Origin of the sequence: Luteimonas saliphila, assembly GCF_016774335.1 — a bacterium.
GTDB lineage: Bacteria > Pseudomonadota > Gammaproteobacteria > Xanthomonadales > Xanthomonadaceae > Luteimonas > Luteimonas saliphila.
The window spans coordinates 19,247-39,014 of record NZ_JAETWA010000026.1 but is presented as its reverse complement, the minus strand read 5'-3'; the positions used below and the strand labels follow the sequence as shown (position 1 = coordinate 39,014).

14 protein-coding genes are annotated in these 19,768 nt (G+C 70.3%); 6 read left to right on the top strand and 8 right to left on the bottom strand.

The features are described from left to right. Positions 1-203 precede the first annotated feature (203 nt). The 3 genes from JMO03_RS05925 to JMO03_RS05915 all read left to right on the top strand — a co-directional run bounded on the left by JMO03_RS05925 (position 204) and on the right by JMO03_RS05915 (position 5,207). Complete coding sequence (locus JMO03_RS05925; RefSeq protein ID WP_202841387.1) at positions 204-2,555, top strand: TonB-dependent receptor; 2,352 nt, start codon at positions 204-206, stop codon at positions 2,553-2,555. A 122-nt stretch (positions 2,556-2,677) separates the two neighbouring features. Then, a complete protein-coding gene (locus JMO03_RS05920; RefSeq protein ID WP_202841774.1) occupies positions 2,678-3,736 on the top strand; it encodes a glycerophosphodiester phosphodiesterase family protein in 1,059 nt (352 codons plus the stop codon). Positions 3,737-3,971: 235 nt separating this feature from the next. Continuing rightward, positions 3,972-5,207: a multifunctional CCA addition/repair protein gene (locus JMO03_RS05915; RefSeq protein WP_202841385.1), complete on the top strand. Its 1,236-nt coding sequence runs from the start codon at positions 3,972-3,974 to the stop codon at positions 5,205-5,207. On the opposite strand, the gene JMO03_RS05910 is transcribed toward JMO03_RS05915, so the two are convergent. The 5 genes from JMO03_RS05910 to JMO03_RS05890 all read right to left on the bottom strand — a co-directional run bounded on the left by JMO03_RS05910 (position 5,204) and on the right by JMO03_RS05890 (position 10,704). Next, positions 5,204-6,280, bottom strand: a complete 1,077-nt coding sequence (locus tag JMO03_RS05910) for a DNA topoisomerase IB (RefSeq protein ID WP_202841380.1) — start codon at positions 6,278-6,280, stop codon at positions 5,204-5,206. The two genes, JMO03_RS05915 and JMO03_RS05910, sit on opposite strands and share 4 nt — an antisense overlap. Positions 6,281-6,353: 73 nt before the next feature. Beyond that, a complete protein-coding gene (locus JMO03_RS05905) occupies positions 6,354-7,424 on the bottom strand; it encodes an acyltransferase family protein (RefSeq protein ID WP_273544229.1) in 1,071 nt (356 codons plus the stop codon). Next, positions 7,421-8,572, bottom strand: a complete 1,152-nt coding sequence (gene nagA / locus JMO03_RS05900; RefSeq protein WP_202841378.1) for an N-acetylglucosamine-6-phosphate deacetylase — start codon at positions 8,570-8,572, stop codon at positions 7,421-7,423. Before nagA ends, JMO03_RS05905 begins: the two co-directional genes overlap by 4 nt. 9 nt (positions 8,573-8,581) lie before the next feature. Next, a complete protein-coding gene (locus JMO03_RS05895) occupies positions 8,582-9,640 on the bottom strand; it encodes an SIS domain-containing protein (protein WP_425491793.1) in 1,059 nt (352 codons plus the stop codon). Next, positions 9,637-10,704 carry a LacI family DNA-binding transcriptional regulator gene (locus tag JMO03_RS05890; RefSeq protein WP_202841372.1) on the bottom strand — a complete coding sequence of 356 codons (1,068 nt, stop codon included), beginning with the start codon at positions 10,702-10,704 and terminating at the stop codon, positions 9,637-9,639. The genes JMO03_RS05895 and JMO03_RS05890 overlap by 4 nt, the downstream gene beginning before the upstream one ends. Before the next feature lie 351 nt (positions 10,705-11,055). On the opposite strand from JMO03_RS05890, the gene JMO03_RS05885 reads away from it, so the two are divergent. From JMO03_RS05885 to JMO03_RS05875, 3 genes are all read left to right on the top strand, one after another. Then, positions 11,056-12,081: a glucokinase gene (locus tag JMO03_RS05885; protein WP_337926369.1), complete on the top strand. Its 1,026-nt coding sequence runs from the start codon at positions 11,056-11,058 to the stop codon at positions 12,079-12,081. A gap of 107 nt (positions 12,082-12,188) precedes the next feature. Next, entirely contained in the window at positions 12,189-14,861 is a 2,673-nt protein-coding gene (locus JMO03_RS05880) for a TonB-dependent receptor (RefSeq protein ID WP_425491792.1), read from the top strand. Between the two features lie 113 nt (positions 14,862-14,974). Next, a complete protein-coding gene (locus tag JMO03_RS05875) occupies positions 14,975-17,308 on the top strand; it encodes a family 20 glycosylhydrolase (protein WP_202841354.1) in 2,334 nt (777 codons plus the stop codon). 213 nt (positions 17,309-17,521) lie between these two features. On the opposite strand, the gene JMO03_RS05870 is transcribed toward JMO03_RS05875, so the two are convergent. The 3 genes from JMO03_RS05870 to JMO03_RS05860 are packed head-to-tail and all read right to left on the bottom strand — an operon-like array spanning position 17,522 to position 19,759. Beyond that, complete coding sequence (locus JMO03_RS05870) at positions 17,522-18,127, bottom strand: GyrI-like domain-containing protein (protein ID WP_202841352.1); 606 nt, start codon at positions 18,125-18,127, stop codon at positions 17,522-17,524. A 40-nt stretch (positions 18,128-18,167) separates the two neighbouring features. Further along, a complete protein-coding gene (locus tag JMO03_RS05865) occupies positions 18,168-18,584 on the bottom strand; it encodes a VanZ family protein (RefSeq protein ID WP_425491791.1) in 417 nt (138 codons plus the stop codon). Further along, on the bottom strand, positions 18,581-19,759 hold the full coding sequence (locus JMO03_RS05860; protein WP_202841350.1) for a class I SAM-dependent methyltransferase: 1,179 nt from the start codon (positions 19,757-19,759) through the stop codon (positions 18,581-18,583). Before JMO03_RS05860 ends, JMO03_RS05865 begins: the two co-directional genes overlap by 4 nt. Positions 19,760-19,768 lie beyond the last annotated feature (9 nt).

Genomic DNA, 19,768 nt, shown 5'->3' with positions numbered 1-19,768 from the left:
CGCGCCGCGCCGGAACTGTCCAGTGCAGCGCGCGCAGGTGACGCCACGGTGACGCGGCGGCAGTCACTGCCCTGCAATTTGCGCGTGGAACCCTTCTCCGGTTGACCGCTCGCGCGGCCTTTTCTCCATGGAGTCGACTCCCGATGCCTTTCCCCGCCCCCGCACCCCGCCTCCGCCCCGCACCCCGCCCGATGCGCAACATCATGTTTCGCCGGAGCGTGCTCGCGATCGCGCTCGCCGTGTCCTGCGCCGGCGCCTCCGCGCAGGAAGCCGATGCGCCCGACGGCAGCATCGTCCAGCTCGACCGGATGATCGTCACCGCGCAGAAGCGCGAGCAGCAGGTGCAGGACGTTCCGATCGCGATCACCGCCTACTCGGGCGAGTTCCTCGAGAACCTCGGCATCGACGGCTTCGAGCAGCTCGGCCACTACGTGCCCGGCCTGCAAACCCAGGTACAGAGCCCCAACAATCCCGGCTTCGTGATCCGCGGCATCACCTCCGACAGCGGCGACGCCACCAGCGAGCCGCGCGTGTCGGTGTTCCAGGACGGCGTGTCGATCAGCCGCTCGCGCGGATCGGTGGTGGAACTGTTCGACATGGAACGCGTCGAGGTGCTGCGCGGCCCGCAGGGCACGCTGTTCGGCCGCGGCGCGCAGATCGGCGCCATCCATCTGATCCAGAACAAGGCCCGTAATGCGTTCGACAGCGGCTTCCGCTTCGGCTTCGGCAGCGACGACGAAAGCTACTACACCGGCCACGTCAACGCGCCGCTCGTCGACGACACGCTGTACGGCCGCCTCGCGGTGTTCCACCACAAGCGCGACGGCAGCGTCGACAACCTCTCCGGCGGCGAGCTCAACGGCCGCGACACCCAGGCCATCCGCGCCAGCCTGCGCCTGGACCTGGGCGACGACGCCGGCCTCGACCTGATCCTCAACCACCAGAAGGACACGCCGCCCGGCACCGCGTTCCGCAGCGGCAACATCCCCACACGCGAGGGCAGGATCGACTTCTTCGACGCCGCCGCCGACCTCACCCGCGGCCGCGAGCTGGGCCTGGACCGGACCGTCGACAGCGCCACCGTGCTCGGCGGCTTCCGCCTCGGCGACAGCTGGACGCTCGACGTCATCGGCGGCTGGCGCCGCTTCGACTCGACCGAGCAGTTCGACGCCGACGGCTCGCAGGCCTACCTGCTGGAGTTCGCCGAGATCGCCGAAGGCCGCCAGCTCAGCCAGGACGTGCGCTTCAACTACGACGGCGGTGGCCGCTTCCGCGGCTTCTTCGGCGGCAGCTGGTTCGACGAATCCGGCTCACAGCGCGTGCCGTTCAGCACCGACGAGCGCAGCCTGTACGCGCTGCTTTCGCCGTTGCTCTCGGGCATGACCGGCGGCCTGATGCCAGTGGTGCCGCTGCTCAACGCCGACGGCACGCCCAACACCAGCCTGTCGCTGATCCAGGTGCACCCGGCCCTGCAGCAGATGCTCGGACTGCCGCCGCTGCTGCCGCTCAAGCCGATGCACACCGAGGAATACGCCAACCTCGGCGACGTGCGCGCGGTGGAGCTGTTCGCCGACGGCACCTGGTCGGCCACCGACCGCCTCGACCTCACCCTCGGACTGCGCTACACGCGAGAGAAGATCGAGTCCGGCTACGAGGCGCTGTTCCACGGCACGCCCAGCGTGCTGGGGCTGTTCCTGCCCTCGTTCCCCGACAGCACCGCATTCCCCAATGCCCTCTTCCCGCCCACCGCGGGCCGCGTGACCGCTTCGGATTCGTACTCGTCGGTGGTCGGCCGCGCGGTCGCCAGCTACCGGTTCAGCGACGACATCAACGGCTACGCGAGCGTTTCGCGCGGCCGTCGCCCGAACCTGATCCAGTTCAACAACGGCGCCATGGAGAAAGTCGACGCCGAGATCGTCGAGAGCTACGAGATCGGCCTGAAGGGCGCGGCGAACGATGGACGCTTCGTCTACGACCTCGCCGCGTTCTACTACGACTACAGCAACTTCCAGGCGCAGATCGAGAACCCGGATCCGCCGCCGTTCTTCGTCACCGCCAACGGCGGCAACGCGCATGCGGCCGGCGTCGAGATCTCGCTGATGAACCGCTTCAGCGACCGCCTCACCGGCTTCGTCAACTACGGCTGGATCGACGCGAAGTTCAACGCCGTCGACGACGACGGCAACCCGCAGGCGCTCGCAGGCAACCGCTTCCGGCTCACGCCCGAGCGCACCGCCGCCATCGGCCTCGACTGGCAGTTCCCGGTCGGCGACGGGCATACGTTCTACCTGCGCCCCAACTACACCTGGCGCTCGCAGGTGTTCTTCGAGGACGACAACTCGCCGGGCATCGAACAGGACGGCTACGGCCTGTTCAACCTCAACCTCGGCGTGCGCCTGGCCGGCGGCTGGGACCTGCAGGCCTACGCCCGCAACCTGACCGACGAGGAGTACCTGATTGACGCCGGCAACACCGGCGCGGCGTTCGGCATCCCGACCTTCGTTCCCGGTTCCCCGCGCCAGTACGGCGTGCGGTTCGCGTACGATTTCAAGTGACGATGCGCGACCATCACGCCCGCGGCCAGATGGGACTGCTCTGCGCGGCGCTGCTCGTGGCGCCGTGCATCGCCTCCGATCCCGTCGTCGGGCCGGCGGCCCCCTGGGGCGAGGAGCCGACCATGCGGCAAGCCATCCGCGCCGACGCGCACGGACCACGCATCATCGCCCACCGCGGCGCCAGCGCGCTGCGCCCCGAGCACACCCTCGAAGCCTATGCGAAAGCGATCGCGGACGGCGCGGATTTCATCGAGCCGGATCTGGTGATGACGCGCGACGGCGCGCTGGTGGCGCGCCACGAGAACGAGATCGGCTCGACCACCGACGTCGCCGAGCGTCCGCAGTTCGCCGCGCGCAAGCGTCGCCAGCAGGTCGACGGCGTCGAAGCCGAGGGCTGGTTCGTCGAGGACTTCAGCCTCGACGAACTGCGCGAACTGCGCACCATCGAGCGCCTGCCGGAACTGCGCGGCACCGGGCACGACGGCCGCCACGCAGTGCCGACGCTGGACGAGATCGTCGAGCATGTCGAGCGCCTGGCGCAGGAGGCGGGCCGCGACATCGGCCTCGTGCCCGAGATCAAGCATTCGAGCCACTTCCACGCGCTGGGGCTGGACCCGGAAGCGACGCTGGTCGAGCGCCTGCGGCACCACGCCTATACGCGCCGCGTGCCGGTGGGCGTGCAGTCGTTCGAGATCGGCAACCTGCGGCGACTGCGCGGACTGCTCGATACTGCCGGGCTGGACAACGTGTTCCTCGTGCAGCTGATCGGCGGGCCGGAGGAATCGCCGTACGACCGCGCGCTCGCCGGGGAACCACTGCCCTACCTGCAAATGGTGTCCTCGCCCGCCGCGCTGGCGGAAATCGCCGGCTACGCCGAGGTACTCGCCCCGCACCTGCGCTACGTGCTGCCGCTGGACGCGTCGGGCGCGCTCGCCCCACCCTCGCCGCTGGTGCAGGCCGCGCACGCCGCCGGACTGGCGGTGCACGTATGGACCCTGCGCCCCGAAAACCACTTCCTGCCGCCCGCCCTGCGCTGCGAGGGCGACGCGCGCACCCGCTGCCTGGAGGGCGCACTGGCGGAAGCCCGCGCCCTGGCCGACGCCGGCGTGGACGCCCTGTTCTCCGACGACCCCGGCGCACTCGCCCCGCTGCGCGCAACGACCGCCGCCGCGACGAAGTAGCCCGGGCCCCTTTCGACGCCGAACCCTGCTCCTTCCTCCTTGCGGGGCATTGCGCCCTTCACGGGTGGAAGAGCCTGTCCCGCACCTGTTGCGGGGTCGGGATGGGCACGAGACGCGCGGCGTCGAGCTTCCGGCGAGTCGCCGCCCCCAGCCCTCCCCCGTTCCACGTGGAGGGAGCAAACGGATCGCAGCGTCCCCCACCAGCCCCGCATCAGCCTTCAGGCATCATGCCCGTATGAAGACCTACCTCGTCGGCGGCGCGGTGCGCGATCGCTTGCTCGGCCTGCCGCCGGGCGACCGCGACTGGGTCGTCGTCGGCGAAACACCGGAATCGATGCGCGCCGCCGGTTTCCGGCCAGTCGGACGCGATTTCCCGGTGTTCCTGCACCCGGACACCGGCGAGGAGTACGCGCTCGCACGGACCGAACGCAAGTCCGCGCCGGGCCATCGCGGCTTCGTGGTGCACGCCGACCCGTCGGTGACGCTGGAGCAGGACATCGAGCGCCGCGACTTCACCATCAACGCGATTGCCGAGGATGCCGAAGGCAACCTCGTCGATCCCCTCGGGGGCGTGCGCGATCTCGAAACGCGCGTGCTGCGCCATGTCGGCCCGGCCTTCGTCGAAGATCCGCTGCGCGTGCTGCGTGCGGCGCGGTTCATGGCGCGGCTCGCGCCGCTCGGCTTCCACGTCGCGCCGGAGACCATGGCGCTGATGCAGCAGATGGCAGCCGGCGGCGAACTCGATACGCTGGTTGCCGAGCGCGTCTGGCAGGAACTGTCGAAGGCGCTCGCCGCGCGGCAGCCTTCCGCGTTCCTGCGCACGTTGCGCGAGGCCGGTGCGCTGCGTGCGGTGCTTCCCGAAGTGGACGCGCTCTACGGCGTGCCGCAACGCGCCGAGTACCACCCCGAGGTCGACACCGGCACCCACCAGGAACTGGTCAGCGACATGGCCGCGCGGCTCGCGCCCGGCGATACCGTGGTCGGCTTCGCCGCGCTCACCCACGACCTGGGCAAGGCCCGCACGCCGAAGCACGAACTGCCGCGCCATATCGGCCACGAGCAGGCCGGACTGGCGCCGCTGCGCGCGCTGTGCGAGCGCCTGAAGGTGCCGCTGGAGCATCGCGACCTGGCCATCGTCGCCTGCCGCGAGCACCTCAACGTGCACCGCCTGGCCGAATTGCGCGACGCCACCGTGCACGACCTGCTGGTCCGCTGCGATGCCTTCCGCAAACCCGGGCGCATCGCCAGGCTCGCCCTGGTCTGCGAAGCCGACAAGCGCGGCCGCCTCGGCCTCGAAGACGCACCCTATCCGCAGGCCGCGCAACTGCAGCGCCTGCACGCCGCCGCGCTCGCGATCAATGCGCGCGACCTCGCCCGTGACGGCCTCGACGGCCCGGCGATCGGCGACGCGTTGCGCAAGGCGCGCGTGGCCGCGATCCACGCGGCGCGAGGCGCGGGCTCCGCCGCCTAGTTCTTTCGCGATGCACGCGCCAGGAAGCGCAGCACCGCCGCCTCCCACTGCCGCGGCCCGCGCGCACCCTTCGCCGCGCGATGCAGGCTGCCGTCCTGCCAGCCGTCGAACACCCGCGGATCCACGTACGACTTGCGGCAGACGGTGGCGGTGTTGCCGAGCATCGCCGCCACCGCATCGATCACCTGCCTGCGCACACCACCCACGACCGCCACGCTGGCGTCGGCATCGGGCGGCACCTCCGCCAGCAGCCGAAACGCGACCTCGGTCGCACCCCATGTGCGAAAATCCTTGGCGGTGAACGCGGCGCCCATCCGTTCGCGCAGGTAGTCGTTGACGTCGGCGGACTCGACCGGCACCAGCGTGCCGTCCGCGTCGCGGTACTGGAACAGGCGTTGCCCGGGCAGTTCGTGCACCGCGCGCACCAGCCGCAGCAGGCGCCGGTCCTGGATGCCGGCCTCGTGCTGGCGCCCGCCCTTGCCGACGAACTGCAGCCGGAGTTCGCCACCGAGGAACCTGGCGTGGCGGTTGCGCAGCGTGGTCAGGCCGAACGAGCCGTTGTCGCGCGCGTAGCTGCTGTTGCCCACGCGCACCAGGGTGGTGGCCATGATCGCGACCACGCCGGCCAGCACCTTCTCGCGCGGCAACCCGGGCAGCGCGAGATCGACGCGTACGCCGCGACGCAGCTTCGGCAGGGCGCGGCCGAAGGCGACGATGCGGTCGAACTTGTTGGCGTCGCGCAGCGGGCGCCAGTCCGGGTGGTAACGGTACTGCTTGCGCCCGCGCGCATCGCGCCCGGTCGCCTGCAGGTGGCCGCGCGCGGAGCTGCAGATCCAGACTTCGCGGTACGCCGGCGGAATCGCCAGCGCGCGGATGCGCTGCAGCGTGTCGGCATCGCACACCGGTCGGCCCTGCGGGTCGCGGTAGCCGAAACCCCGTCCGTTGCGCACGCGGCTGATGCCGGGCGTGGCGTCGCTCACGTAGCGCAGGCCGGCCTCGATCGCGTCGCGCTGTTCCGGCGTCAGCGGGGTCCGGGGCTTCCTGCGGCCCTTGGCCGGCGTCGACGTGCGCATGCGGCGGAGCGTAGCCAGCCGGCGTGATGCGGCGGTGAACCGGTGCGGGGGGCCTCGCGCGGCAGCCGCGGCTTCAGATCTTCAGGTGCCAGCCGCACCTGTCCATGACGCGCACGATGCACCACCACAGCGCGACGAAGGCCAGCGCGAACGCGAGCGACGGCAGGGTCGGGCCGAAACGTGGCGTCATCCAGCCGGCGAACCCATGCTGGTAGAGGGCGCCCCAGACACCCGTGGCCGCGAGCAGGTAGACCATCAGGGCGGAGCCGGCGTAGGCGGCGATCGCGTTGACACCGAAGCTGCGCCCCAGCGCAGGCCAGCCGCGCCGGTCGACCAGCACGTGCGCCAGGGCCAGCGCCAGCGCCGCCCAGCCGCCGCTCCACAGCACGTACGACGAGGTCCACAGCGACTTGTTGACCGGCATCGCCAGCGACCACAGCGCGCCAGCCGCCAGCATCGCCAGCGCGGCCAGCAGCAGGCGTCGCACCTCGCCGCGACGCAGCCAGTCCCCGCCGCGGACCCCGAGCAGCACGGTCGCGATCGCGGGCAGGGTGCTGACGAGGCCCTCGGGATCGTGTCCGGCTCCGGTCGCCGGGTCGTACCGGTAAAGCAGGGGCGCGAACAGCGCGGTGTCGATGCGATCGGCGAGGTTGTCGAAGCGTGCGTAACCGCCCGGCGCCAGCAGCAGCCAGTAGCCGAGCAGCAACACCGCGATGCAGGCCCATTGGGTGCGGGCCTTGAGATGCATCGCCAGCGGCGCGGCCACCAGGAAGCACAGGCCGATGCGTTGCAGCACGCCCCAGGGCCGGTAATGCGCCTGGTCGTAGGCCCACCACGCCATCGCATGCAGCAGCAGCCCGGCCGCGACGATGCGCAGCCCGCGCGAGGCGATCGCGCGATGCAGCGCGCGCGGATCCGCACCCTGTTCCAGTCGCGGCACGATGCCGAGCGCGATCGATACGCCGACCACGAACAGGAAGAACGGAAACACCAGGTCGGTCGGCGTGCAGCCGTGCCACGTCGCATGCAGCAGCGGCGTGTAGACATGGCCCCAGTCGCCGGGATTGTTGACCAGCAACATCGCCGCGACCGTCAGGCCGCGCAGCGCGTCGACCGATGCGAACCTCGGCGCCGGCGCGCTCAAGCGTCGTGCCGCGCCATGTCGCCCGCGATCCAGGTCGCGCGCACGTCCAGCGCGGCGTCGAGCAGCACGAGGTCGGCGGCGTAACCAGGCGCGATGCGGCCATGGCGGTGGCCGAGCCCCAGGAACTCGGCGGGATAGCGCGAGGCCATGCGTGCGGCTTCCTCCAGCGGCAGGCCGAGCATTCGCACGGCGTTGCGCACCGCGGTGACCATGTCGAGCGCGGAGCCTGCGAGCGCGCCGGCCGCATTGCGCACCACGCCATCGACCGCGGTGATGGTTTCGCCGTACAGCTCGAACGCCGGATCGTCGGCGCCGACCATCGGCATCGCGTCGGTCACCAGGAACAACTTGCCGCGCGGCTTGGCCGCGAGCGCGACGCGCAGGCTGGCGGCATGCACGTGCACGCCATCGACGATGATCCCGCACCAGCTGTCGCGGTCGTCCAGCGCCGCGCCGACCGCGCCCGGCTCGCGCCCCTGCAACGGCGACATGGCGTTGTAGAGATGGGTGAACCCGCGCACCCCGGCGTCGAGGCCTTCGCGGATCTGTTCGTAGCTGGCCGCCGTGTGCCCGGCGGCGACGACCGCCCCGCCCGCCACCAGCGCGCGGATGGTGGCGGACGGCAGCTGCTCCGGCGCCAGGGTGAGCAGGGTGACGCCATTGCCGAGCGAGGTCGCCAGCGCGATCTCGGCGGCGTCGGGCGCGCGGAACGCGCGCGCATCGTGGGTGCCCTTGCGCGTCGGTGCGAGGTACGGGCCCTCGAGGTGGATGCCGAGCACGCCCGGCACGCCCTGCACGATCGCCTCGCGCACCGCGGCGATCGCGGCGCGCATGGTGTCGCGATCGTCGCTGATCAGGGTCGGCAGCAGGCCGGTGGTGCCGAAGCGGCGATGGGCCGCGACGATCGCGCGCACACCCTCGACCGTGGGCGTGTTGTTGAGCAGCACGCCGCCGCCGCCGTTGACCTGCGCGTCGATGAAGCCCGGCACCAGGGCGCCGCCGGCGAGGTCGATGCGTTCGGCCTCGGCGATGTGCGGATCCCACGCGTCCACCACCGCGGCGATCCGCCCGCCGTCGACCAGCACCACGCGCCCGTCGTGGAATCCGTCGTCGCCGAGGATGCGGCCATTGACCAGTGCGGTCGCCATCGCGTGTCCTCAGACCGTTTCCGTGACCTTGTTCAGGTGCGGCGGCGTGTCCGGGTCGTGGCCGCGCGCGAGCGACAGCGCGTTCACCATCCGGTAGAAGCTCTGCACCAGCAGCAGCGGCGCACAGGCCGCGTGCGGCGCCGGCAACACCGGAAGATCCGCCTCGCCGCCGCAGGACGCCAGCCACACTTGCGCGCCACGCGCGCGGAATTCCCCGGCCAGCGCCCGGGTGCCGGCGCCGGTCTCGTCCGGCTGGTCGAGGATCAGCACGGGGAAGCCAGGACCGACCAGCGCCATCGGCCCGTGCTTCACCTCGGCCGAGCTGTAGGCCTCGGCATGCAGGCCGCAGGTTTCCTTGAACTTGAGCGCCGCTTCCTGCGCGGCGCCGAGGCCGAGGCCACGGCCGAGCACGAACAGTTTGTGCGCGCCCACCAGGCCGTCGCCGGCCGACGACCAGTCGCAGTCCCAGGCCGCGCGCATCGCGTTGGGCAGCCGCTCCAGCGCGTCGAGCAGGGCGAAGTCGTCGCTCCACAATGCAACCAGTTGCAGCAATGCCGACAGCGATGCCAGGTAGCTCTTGGTCGCGGCCACGCTGCGCTCGGGCCCGGCATGCAATGGCACCACCACGTCGGCCAGCGCCGCCAACGGCGAATCCTCGACGTTCACCAGCGCGACCACCCGCGCGCCGGCCGCGCGCGCGGCCTCGGCGTTGCGCAGAAGGTCCGGGCTGCGGCCCGACTGCGAGATCGCGATGAACAGCGCGTCGCCCAGCCGCTGCGGGACGCGGTAGACCGAGCCGATCGACGGCGACACCGAGGCCGTGACCACGCCCAGCTGGGTCTCGAACAGCGCCTTGGCATAGGTCGCCGCGTGGTCCGAGCTGCCACGCGCGCAGGTGGCGACGAAGGCCGGCGGGCGGCGCCGCAGGTCGGCCGCGAGCCCGGCCAGCACGTCGCGGTTGGCGACGAACTGCGAGGCCACCACGCCAGCGGCCTCCGCGGCTTCGCGGAACATCCGGGTCGATGCCGCGCGCGCGCGCAACGCGTCCGCTTCGATCAGCGCATTCATGCTTCGCTCGCCGGCTGCGCGCGCGGACGCACCGGCGCGGTGGAGCCGCGCACCACCAGCTGCGGCACGAAGCCCTGGTTGTGCGTGGCGGCGGCATCCGGGCGCAGGCCGGCGATCAGCATCCGCGCGGCGTGGCGCGCGATCTCCTCGGTGGCCTGCTTGGCGGTGGTCAGCGCCGGCCACGACTGGCGCGAGAACGGGCTGTCCTCGAAGCCGGCGATCGACAGGTCGTAGGGCACGTTCATGCCGGCGGACTTGGCCGCGGCCAGCACGCCGGCGGCGATCTCGTCGTTGGAACCGAAGATCGCGGTCGGCGGATCGCGCAGCGCCAGCAGCCGGCGCGCGCCGCGGAAACCGTCGTCGAAGGTGTAGTCGCCGGGGACCACGAGGTGCTTGTCGAGGGTGATGCCGTAATCCTTCAGCGCCTGCTCGTAGCCCAGGTAACGCTCGGAACTGGAGCGGTGTTCCTGGCCGCCCCAGAGGAAGCCGATGCGCTGGTGGCCGAGCTGGACCAGATGCTCGGTGATCTCGTAGGCGGCGTCGCGGTCGTCGACGTAGACGCAGGGATGGCCATCGTCGGGGTCTTCGGCTGCGGCGATGATGCGGGTGGCGCGCACGCCTGCCTGCTCCAGCGCCTCGATCAGTTCGGCGCGTTCGGAGATCGGCGCGGTCAGCACCAGCCCGGCCAGGCGCGAGCGCTGCACCAGTTCGACCAGTTCGTCGGCCAGCAGCGGCGAGGTCGCGTCGCAGGGATGGATCTGCAAGCCGAAGCCGGTTTCGCGGCAGGCGGAGAGCACGCCGTTCTGCAGGCCGATGATGTGGTACGGGTTCGGGTTGTCGTACACCAGCCCGATCACGTAGGCGCTGGCGCTGCGCAGGTTGCGCGCGGAGGGGTCCGGTTCGTAGTCGAGTTCGGCGATGGTCTGCAGCACGCGGGCGCGGGTCGCCGGCAGCACCGACGGCTCGTTGTTGATCACGCGCGAGACGGTCTTCAGCGACACCCCGGCGCGCTCGGCCACGGTGCGGATCGTCGGCTTGCGCGGACTGGCCGATACCTCGCTCATCTGCCTTCCTGCCCTCGTTGTCCTGCCCTCGGACAGGGTGACTAACGTTGTCATAGTTTCGCCGGGATTGCCAGAGCACACGCCCTCCACGAGTGGAGCCATCGCGCGTCGACAGGTGTTGTCCTGCAACATGCGCGGCGTGGGACATGGGCTGGACATCGACCGTCGGTTCCGTTTTTACGACGATATGAAGAACGATATCGACGCGAGACGACCCATCGTTCTGGGTACGCACGCATTCCCGCTGGTCGGTTCGCGGTAATGTCATCCTCTCTTGACATCGTTGTCACGACCTGCCGACACTGCGCCAACGCCGCCGCGTCCCGCGGGTGGCGATCCGCAGGAGCCCGTGTGGGAGCAACGACCCGTCCCCTGCCCGCCGCCGGCCGCCAGCCGGCCCGCACGCCGTTCATCGCGGCCGATGTCGGCGGCACCCACGTGCGCGTCGGTCTGGTGCACGACGACGGCCCGATCCGGGTCGGGCACTATCGCAAGTACGCCTGCGCGGATTTCCCCGCACTGGCGGCCATCCTCGAGGCCTACCTCGCCGAGCTGCCGGCCTCCGCCCCGGTCCGCCACGGCGTGATCGCCTGCGCCGGACACCCGCTGGAGGACGGATCGCTGCTGTCGGTGAACCTGCCGTGGCCGGTCGTGCCGCAGCGCATCCGCACGCAGCTGCGCTTCGAGGATCTGCGCCTGGTCAACGATTTCGAGGCGGTCGCCCACGCCGTGGAAGCGGCGGGCGCGCAATCGCTGCTGCACCTGTCCGGCCCCGAGCGTGCACCGCCGGGACCGGTGCTGGTGGTCGGGCCTGGCACCGGGCTCGGCGCCGCGGTGCGGATTCCGGACCGCGGGCACGCCGTCGTGCTCGCCACCGAAGCCGGGCAGGCGGCGCTGACCGTTTCCACCGAAGCGGAAATCGAGATCCTGCGCGAGTTCCTGCGCGAACGGCGCCACGTTCCGATCGAACACGCGCTATCGGGCCCCGGCCTGGTCCGGCTGCACGCGGCGCTGGCGCGGGTGCGCGGCATCCAACCCGCTCACGCCACGCCCGCCGCGATCACCGCCGCCGCCCGCAGCGGCGACGATCCGCTCGCGCGCGACGCCCTCGAGCTGTTCTGCGGCCTGCTCGGCAGCGCCGTCGGCGACATGGCGCTGCTCTACGGCGCGCACGGCGGGGTCTATCTCGCCGGCGGGATCCTGCCGCAGATCCGCGATTTCCTCGCACACAGCAGCTTCGTGCAGCGGTTCCTCGACAAGGGACCGATGCGCGAGGCGTTGCTCCGCATCCCCGTGACCCTGGTCGATCACGGGCAACTGGGCGTGATCGGCGCCGCCGGTTGGTACCTCGACCAATCCCAGAACGATAACGGGTGAACGGATTCCCGCCTCCCACGACACCCATCCGCACGCAGCCAACCCATTCCAAGTAGGGGAGTACCGCCATGAAGTACCGCAGATCCATGTTGTCGGCCGCAATCGCCATGAGCATCGGCCTCGCCGCGAGCGCGCACGCGCAGGACTCCTCGCTGGACGAGCGCGCCGCCCCGCCCTCCGAGGAGGCCACCAATCTCGACACGGTCGTCGTCACCGGCATCCGCGGCAGCATCGAGAAGGCGCTCGACGCCAAGCGCGAAGCCAGCACCCACGTCGAGGTAGTCACCGCCGAGGACGTGGGCAAGCTGCCGGCGAAGAACGTCGCCGACACGCTACGCCAGCTGCCGGGCGTGAACATTGCCTCCTCCAGCGCCAGCGAAGGCGGGTTCGACGAGGCCGACCGCGTCAGCTTGCGCGGCACCAACCCCAGCCTCACCCAGACCCTGGTCAACGGTCATACCATCGGCACGGGCGACTGGTTCGTGCTCAGCCAGGTGGGCAACGTCGGCCGCAGCGTGAGCTATTCCCTGTATCCCTCCGAGATCGTCGACCGGGTCGTGGTGCACAAGACCTCGCAGGCCAAGCTGGTCGAGGGCGGCACCGCGGGCTCGGTGAACATCATCACCCGGCGGCCGCTGCAGTTCGCCGACCCGCTCACCATTCAGGGCTCCATCGGCGCGGTGCATTCGGATCTCCCCGGCGACACCAAGCCGCAGTTCGACGCGCTGCTCAACGTGCGCAACGAAGAGCGCACCGCCGGCCTGATGGTGCAGGTGTTCAACGAGGAGCGGAGCCTGCGCCGCGACGGCCAGGAAGTGGTTGGCGGCTACGGCACCATCAGCTCCGACGATCCGGCACTCGACGGAGTCCTGTATCCCAACCTGCTGGGCGCGGTGCTGTTCGAACAGGTACGCAAGCGCCAGGGCGGCGTCGCCAACATCGAGGTCAAGCCCACCGACAGCCTCACCCTGAACGTCAACGCGTTCTACTCGCTGCTGAAGGCCGACAACTACAACCGCAACTACATGATGTGGGCCAGCCAGTTCGTCAACTCGCAGACGCCGAGCGCCTACACGGTGGAGAACGGCGTGCTCACCAGCGCCACTTACGATCCGGTCACTAGCGGCACGGTGACGCCCTATGGCGTCTACGACATGATCTCGCGTCCTGGCGCGGAATCGACCTCCCGCTACATCACGCTCGACGCGGAGTGGGACGCGAGCGACGCGCTGCGCTTCGCCTTCCAGGTCGGCGCCACCAAGGGCAACGGCAGCAGCCCCACCCAGGACGTGCTGGAGACCGGCCTGGCCGGCAACGGCGGCGCCAGCTGGCGCATGAACGGCGTCGACAGCCCGCTCGACTGGTCGCTGGGCGGCACCAACACCGCCGCCACGCACCTGCCGCAGAGCGGCTGGATCTTCGGCGCCCAGGGCATCGACGTGCTGGACAAGGAGGACTGGGCCTCGGTCGACGGCCAGTTCTTCTTCGACGGTATCGTGTCCTCGCTGGACTTCGGCTACCGCTACGCCACCCATGAGCGCAGCAACGACTTCTCGCTCGCCCAGGGTCCGAACTGGGCCAGCAACTGGCAGGACATCAACGCCTATCCGGACGCGGGCGGATACTATCCCGGCGATTTCGGCAGCGGCATCGGCGGCAACGTGCCGTCCGGGATCTGGTTCTACACGCCCGAGCAGCTCGCCCAGATCAACGCCACGTTCGCCAACCGCAACAATCCCGAGCGGTTCTACTTCTCCGACGTGTACGGCGTGCAGGAAGACATCAACGCTGTATACACCCAGCTCAATTTCGGCGGTGATCGCTGGAGCGGCAACGCGGGCCTGCGCTACGTGCGCACCACCTCCGACATCCACTACAACCAGGCGCTGGCACTCGACTCCGGCGTTCCGGGCGCGGTGACGGGTTCGGCGTTCGGAGACTACCTGCCGGTGGTGGTCAACAACGACTACAACGAGCTCCTCCCCAGCGTGAACTTCAAGTTCGAACTGACCGAGGATCTGGTTGCGCGCGTATCCGGCAGCAAGACCATGACGCGTCCGGACTTCTCCGCGCTCGCGGGATCGCTGACGCTCAACGACCTGACCCACGAGGGCAGCGGCGGCAATCCGAACCTCGACCCGCTGGTGTCGACCAACTTCGACGCCTCGCTGGAATGGTACTTCGCACCGCGCGCCCTGCTGGCGGCGAGCGTGTTCACCATGGACCTGGACGGCTATGTCGACTTCGGCAACGTGATCATCCAGTACAAGGACCAGCAGGCCAGCCAGGAGGCCGGCACCGACGTGTACAGCGACTACCTGGTCTCGATCCCGGTCAACTCCAACGGCAAGGCGCGCGGCATCGAGCTGACCTACGAGCAGCCGATCGGCGAGAATTTCGGCATCAACGCCAACTACACCTATGTCGATGGCGAGGCCGACGGCGACAAGCCACTCAACGGCACCTCGAAGGACACCTTCAACCTGTCCGCGTTCTACGAGAACGACCGCTTCAACGCACGCGTGAACTACAGCTACCGCAGCTCGTTCTACGCGGGCGTCAGCCGCGCGGACAACTTCTACCAGGACGACTTCGCCACCCTGTCCGCCTCGCTCGGATTCAAGGCGACCGACTACCTGACCGTCAGCCTGGACGCGCTCAACCTCAACGACCCGACGCTCAAGTACTACACCGAGAACGCCGCCGTGCCGGGCTACCTGCCGCACGCGTTCTACAGCAACGGCCGCCAGTACTACCTCAACCTGCGTTTCCGGTTCTGACGATCGGGCGGGCCCGCCGGGCGGATTCCTACGAGACGTTTACCTCCCGGGCCTGGATCTCTCCAGGCCCGCTTTTTTTCGCTATCGTCCGACCGTGATCCAGGAATAACGAGATGACCCCGATGCGACGTAACTGGCGCCTGGCGCTGACCCTGTCCTGCTGCACCCTGCTGGCCGCCTGCGACCGCGAGTCCGCGCCGCCGCCGGCGCCTTCGGTGGCGGAAGCGACGGCACGCCCCGCGCTGATCCCGACACCGGCCTCGGTGCAGACGCGCGAGGGCAGTTTTCGCTTCGACCGCGGCACGCAGATGGTCGCGGAGGGCGAGGCCGCGCGCCGGGTCGCGGTCTCGTTCGCGAGCCTGGTGGCCACCACCCAGGGCGTCACGCCGGCGCTGGCCGGCGCCGGTGCCGAGCCCGCGATCACGTTCGTGCTCGACCCGTCCATGCCCGCCGACGCGCCCGAGGCCTACGCGCTCGAGGTCGCGCCACAGGGCGTGCGCGTGGCTGCGGCCAACGAGCGCGGCCTGTTCTACGGCGCGGTCACGCTCTGGCAACTGCTGTCCTCGGCGCAGGGGCAGGCCGTGCGCATCCCCGCGCTGCGCATCGAGGACGCGCCGCGCTTCGGCTGGCGCGGGGTGATGCTCGATTCCGCCCGGCACTTCCAGTCGGTGGACGAGATCAAGCAGTTGCTCGATGCCATGGCCCGGCACAAGCTCAACGTCTTCCACTGGCACCTGACCGACGATCAGGGCTGGCGCATCGAGATTCCGAAGTATCCGAAGCTGATGGAAGTCGCCGCGTGCCGCATCCCCGCGGGCGAAGCCGGCACCGACCCGGCGACCGGCGAAACCCGCCCCTACTGCGGCTACTACACCCAGGACCAGATCCGGGACATCGTCGCCTACGCCGCGCAGCGCCACATCACCGTGGTGCCGGAATTCGACATGCCCGGCCACGTGCAGGCGATCGTCGCCGCCTACCCGCAGTACGGCTCGCTCGGCGACACGCCGCCGGCCTCCAACGAGTGGGGCGTGCACCAGTACCTGTTCAACGTCGAGGAGGAGACCTTCGTCTTCATCGAGGACGTGCTCGACGAAATCGTCGCCCTGTTTCCCTCGACCTACATCCACATCGGTGGCGACGAGGCGGTCAAGGACCAGTGGCAGCAGTCGCCGATCGTGCAGGCGCGGATGAAGGAACTCGGCATCGCCGACGAGACCGCGCTGCAGAGCTGGTTCATCAAGCGGCTCGAGACCTATCTCGAGGGCAAGGGCCGGCGCCTGCTGGGCTGGGACGAGATCCTCGACGGCGGCCTGCCGCCGCGGGCGACGGTGATGTTCTGGCGCGGCACCGAGGGCGGAATCGCCGCGGCCCGGGCCGGTCACGACGTGGTGATGACGCCGTGGGACAAGCTCTACCTCGACTATCTGCAGACGATGTCGCCGAACGAGCCGCCGGGCCGGCCCACCCAGGTCACGCTGCAGACGGTCTACGACTTCGAGCCGGTGCCCGAGGTGCTCACTGCCGAACAGCGCAAGCACATCCTCGGGGTGCAGGCCAATGTCTGGACCGAACACATGCGCACCTGGCCGCGGGTGCAGCACGCGCTCTTCCCGCGCGTGGCCGCGCTGGCCGAATCGGCATGGTCCCCGGCCGGGCGCAAGGACTACGCCGACTTCCTCACCCGCCTGCCGGCGCAGCTGGCGCGCTACCGCGCCTTCGGCATCGCCTACGCGCAGACGCCGTTCGAGGTGCTGGCCACGGCGAAGGACGATCGTGGCGCGGGCATGGTGGAGGTGGCGCTGGAGAACCCGCTGGGCTACGCCATCCGCTACACCGTCGACGGCAGCGAGCCGGATGCGGACTCGCCGCTGTACGAGGCGCCGGTCGCGGCACCGTTGCCGGTCGAGATCCGCGCCGCCGCATTCGCCGGCACCACGGCGCTGGCCGCGGCCACGCGACACGCCTACGACGCCGCCAGCCTGCTGGTGCGCAGCGACGAGCAACTCGCGACCTGTCCCGACACCGGCCGCCTGCTGCTGCGCCTGGAGGACGATGGCCCGGTCGACGGCGAACGCGCGCTCTACAACGTGACCATCTTCTACCCCTGCTGGCTGTGGACCGACGCCGATCTCGACGGCATCGCATCGGTCAAGGTGCGGCTGGGGCGGATGCCCTACTACTTCCAGCTCGCCCACGACGAGCCGGCGCGCAAGTTCATGGCGGCGCAGACCGAGCACGGCGAACTGCTGGTGCAGACGGGCGGCTGCAATGGCCAGACCGTGGCACGGCAGCCGCTGCCGGCCGCGGCCGGCGCCGACGGCTTCATCGAGGTCGAGGTGCCGTTCGAAGCGATCAGCGGCCGCACCGACCTGTGCTTCACCGCCACCGGCGACACGCGCCCGGCGATGTGGGTGGTCGACCGCGTCGCGCTCGTGCCCCACTGAAGCCCGGATCCCGGATGCGGCCTGCGGCCTTATCCGGGCTACGCGAATCCGACCCCCCGCGTAGCCCGGGTAAGCGCAGCGCACCCGGGGCGTATCTCCACCTCCCATCGCGCGTCACGTCCCGGGCCCGGAACCCGGATGCGGCCTGCGGCCTTATCCGGGCTACGCCGCCGGCCGGATCGACCGCGTGCAGGGCATCGGTCCGGCCGCGCCTCACGCCATCGGCTGGCGGAGGATGGTCCGCAGCCGCGCCGGGGCCGTGCGGCGCGGATCGCCGAGGTAGATCTCGTGGTGCCTGCCTGCCAGCACCGCGCGTTCGCGGATGAAGGCATGCACGCGTTCGATGGTGGGGCCCTCCTCGCGGTAGGGCCCGACGTGCAGCACCTGCGCGCAGCGTCCTTCCTCGAACGATTCCAGCCGGGGACGGCTGGCCGCTGGAATGGGCCGCTTCCGCTCCGCCTGCGCGATGCCCGCGAGGATCGTCGCCTCGTCGACGACGTCCGGCTGCAGGATCATCATCGTCCATCGCCATTTCGCCCTGTCGCCGGAGGCGAAGGCGCCCATGTCCCCCGACCACCAGAGCCCTTCGAGCGGCATCACCACGTAGTCGATGCCCTGCGCCTTCTTCGCCGCGAACTTCACGGCCCAGGACGACGCATACAAGGCTTCGACAGCGCTCGCATAGGCGGGCGAGGTGTTCGGATCGCCCGCGCCATCGACCATCAGGAAGCGCAGGCGCGGGACATCCACTTCCACGACCGCCTTCGCCGACGCGTGGTAGAGCTGTTTCAGCTCATGCTTGAAATCGATCTTCTCCATCCCGCGCTCCCGCTGTCCGCGACCCGGATCGTGCCGTCGCTCAACCCGTGCCGCCAGGCGTTCCGTCGATCCGCAGCAGCAGGTCGCGCAACGGCGTGAGCCGGATGCCGAGGCCGGCGACGACGCCGAGCGTGTTCGCCAGCGCGTCCTTCATGTCGAACGTGCGTCCGGTGGACAGTGCGCCCTGCGCATGCTCGATGCCGATGCCGAGCAGCACCAGCCCCAGCCCGGCGCCGAGCAGCGCCGCCCAGTTGCGGAATAGTTGCACCGCGCACGCGGCCAGCACGAAGTAACCGAGAAAATGCGACCACTTGTCGCTGTGGTCGAAGTCCGGCATCGGTGGCGGCGGCATCAGCGAAGCCACCACCACCACTGCGATCGCCAGACACCACAGCGCGCACCAGGCGCGCGGATGCCGCAGCGGCTTGAGCGAACGGCCGAAGCGCAGCCCGCTCACAGGCGGAAGCTCAGGTCGCCGAGCAGGAAGGCCGCATCGAACCCGGCCCCGCGTGCGAACCCCATGGCCTGGAAGCGCTCACCCATCCCGCCCGGCAGCGTCAGCGCCTTGGCCTGCTGGCGCAGCGCATAGCGCGCGGCCTCGTCGGCGGCCCGCGCCTCGTGCGCGGCCAGGCACTGCTCCAGCCCGTTGCCGATCAGGAAGCTGGCCTGGGTGCAGTAGCCGGCGAACTCGAAGCCGGCGCCGGTGCCGGCTTCGGCCAGCGCGGTGAAGTCCACCGAGGCGGTTATGTCCTGCAGACCGACGCGTGCCAGTACGTCGTCCACCACGCGATGGCGGTGGAACGCGCGCAACGTGCCGTCGCCGCGGCGCGGATCGTAGTACTCGCGGCGCGGATGGCCGTAGTCGACGAACAGCATCGCGCCGGATTTCAGGCCGCCCGCGACCGCCTGCAGCCAGTACGGCAGTTGTGGCAGCAGCTCCGAACGATAGCCTTCGGCGAACGGCGCATCGAGCTGGCGCTCGACATGTCGTACCGCCGCGGCCAGCAGCGCGTCGGCCGGCCGCTCGCTGCGCACGAATCCGCCGTCGTCGAACGCGACATGCTCCTCGAACACTTCGCCGCCGCGGATCGCGAACCGTGGCGTCGGCAGCGCGTCGATCACCTCGTTGGCGAACAGCACGCCGTTCCAGTCGTCCGGCATCGGCCCGTCGAGCCATTCGACCCGGTCGAACGCCGGCGGCGCCAGGCATCGCGACAGGTGTTCTCGCTGACGCTGGCGCAGGTCGGCGCTGGGTTCGAGGATCGCGTAGCGCGCCGGCATCGCGTCGAGCTCCAGCAGCCGCGCGATGGCGTGTTCGGCGAACCGCCCGCTGCCTGCGCCGATCTCGAGCAGGCGTGCGTCCTTGCCGAGCTCTCGGAGCACCGGCGCCAGCGCCTGCGCCACACAGCCGGCGAACAGGGGGCCGAGTTCGGGCGCGGTGACGAAATCGCCGGCTTCGCCGAACTTCGTGGCGCCCGCGCTGTAGTAGCCCAAGCCGGGCGCGTACAGGGCCAGCTCCATGAAGCGCCAGAACGGGATCGCCCCGCCGGCGGCCGCGATCTGTTCGCGGATCAGCGCCTGCAGGCGTGCGCTGTGCGCAAGCGCTTCGTCGGAAAGCGGGGAATCGGGCATCGGGCGGCG